This is a genomic window from Caenimonas sedimenti (assembly GCF_007833165.1).
GTDB lineage: Bacteria > Pseudomonadota > Gammaproteobacteria > Burkholderiales > Burkholderiaceae_C > Ramlibacter > Ramlibacter sedimenti.
Window position 1 is genome coordinate 1 of sequence record NZ_VOBQ01000042.1, and the last position, 2,300, is coordinate 2,300.

The window sequence follows — 2,300 nt, forward strand, 5'->3', positions numbered from 1 at the left end:
GAGGATCGTTGACCGGCACCACCGTCACCGTGGTGGTCGCCGCCGCGCTGTTGGCAGCGCCATCGTTGACCACCACCGTGATGGTGCGCGGCGTCGTGTTCGGGTTGTCGCTGGTGTTGCTGAAGGTCACCTGCGCAATCGCCGCCTGGTACTGCGCGAGCGTCGCCGAGCCGGTGAGGGTCACCACGTTGCCCACGATCGAGCTCAGGATGCCCCCAGGCAGCACGCCGGCCACCGCCAGCACGTCAGCAGCCTGCGCATTGGTCAGCGTGATGGTCGCCGACACCAGGTTCGTGTTGTCCGGGTCGACGATCGCCACGTCCGCGTCGCCCACCGACACCGCCGCCCCACCTTCGGTGAAGGTGGTCGCGTAGTTGTTGCCCGCCGCCCCGCTGGAGTCGTTGCCGTCCAGGTCCAGCGTCGGCGCATCGTTCAACGGCGTCACGCTGATCGTGGCCACCGCCGTGTTGCTGTTGCCCGTGCCGTCGTTGACCACCACGTTGATGACCCGCGCCGTGTTGCCCGGGTTGTCTCCGCTGTTGGCAAACCGCACCTGCTCGATCGCCGTCTCGTAGCTCGCCAGCGTGGCCGAGCCGCTCAGGGTCAGCACGTTGCCCACCAGGTTCGCGACGATGCCCGCGGGCAGCACGCCCAGCACCGACAGCACGTCTCCGGCCACCGCGTTGGTCAGCGTGATCACCGCGCTCACCACGTTGGCGTTGTCCAGGTCCGTCACCGAGCTGTCGACGTCGGCAATCGCCACCGCCGCACCACCTTCGGTGTACGCACCCGTGTAGTTCGCCCCCGCCGCGCCGGTGGAGTTGTTCGCGTCCAGGTCCAGCACCGGAGGATCGTTGACGGGATTGACCGTGATGTTGACGACGTCGGTGTCTGTCAGCCCGGCCGCATCGGTCGAGAGCACCGTCAAAGTGTCAGGCCCGTTGTAGTCGGCCACTCCCCGATAGATCAACGAAGTCAACGTCGCATTGATATCCGCCTGGGTGCCCGAAATCGTCAGGCTTGCGCTGCCATTGAGGCCAGCGCTGATGCTCGCACCGCCCGAAAGCGTGATGTTCAGCGTGCCATTTGCTACGGTCAGCTGGGTCGTTGCCAGATTGCCGTCCAGGTCGTTCACGCTCAGCCCGCTGATCGCCAGGTTCGTGTCCTCGTTGACCGTCTGCAACCCCGGCACGGTGTTGACCGGCGGATCGTTCACCGGGTTGACCGTGATGTTGACCACGTCGGTATCTGACAGGGGCACCCCGGCCGCATCGGTCGACAGCACCGTCAGCGTCGCCGGGCCGTTGTAGTTGAGGTTGCCCTGGTAGCTGATGGTGGCCAGCGCCGCATTGATCTGCGCTTGCGTGCCTGAGAGCGTCAGGGTGCCGCTGCCGTTGAGGCCGGAACTGATGGTGGCGCCACCGGCCAAGTTCACCGTCACGTTGCCGTTGGTCACCGTCAGTTGGGTGGTCGCCAGGTTGCCGTCGACGTCGATCACGCTGACTCCGGCGATCGCCAGGGCGGTGTCTTCGTTGACCGCCTGGGCACCAGGCACCGTGTTGACCGGGGCGTCGTTGACGGGGTTGACCGTGATGTTGACCACGTCGGTGTCTGTCAGCCCGGCCGCATCGGTCGAGAGCACCGTCAAAGTGTCAGGCCCGTTGTAGTCGGCCACTCCCCGATAGATCAACGAAGTCAACGTCGCATTGATATCCGCCTGGGTGCCCGAAATCGTCAGGCTTGCGCTGCCATTGAGGCCAGCGCTGATGCTCGCACCGCCCGAAAGCGTGATGTTCAGCGTGCCATTTGCTACGGTCAGCTGGGTCGTTGCCAGATTGCCGTCCAGGTCGTTCACGCTCAGCCCGCTGATCGCCAGGTTCGTGTCCTCGTTGACCGTCTGCAACCCCGGCTCGGTGTTGACCGGCGGATCGTTCACCGCCACCACCGTCACCGTGGTGGTCGCCGTGTTGCTCGCGGCGGCCCCGTCGTTCACCACCACCGTGATGGTGCGCGGCGTGGTGTTCGGGTTGTCGCTGGTGTTGCTGAAGGTGACCTGCTGGATCGCCGCCTGGTATTGCGCGAGCGTCGCCGAGCCACTCAGGGTCACCACGTTGCCCACGATCGAGCTCAGGATGCCGCCCGGCAGCACGCCGGCCACCGCCAGCACGTCACTCGCTTGCGCATTGGTCAGCGTGATGGTGGCCGACACCAGGTTGGTGTTGTCCACATCGCTGATGGCGATGTCCGCGTCCGCCACCGCCACCGCCCCACCGTTCTCGGTGAAGGTGGTGGCGTAGTTG

Annotated in this window: 1 protein-coding gene; it reads right to left on the minus strand. The window is 65.7% G+C overall.

Annotation, left to right across the window (positions count from 1 at the left end; genetic code table 11):
• Positions 1-2,300: beta strand repeat-containing protein (locus FN976_RS28655; protein WP_145897509.1), on the minus strand; the 2,300-nt coding region annotated here is incomplete at both ends.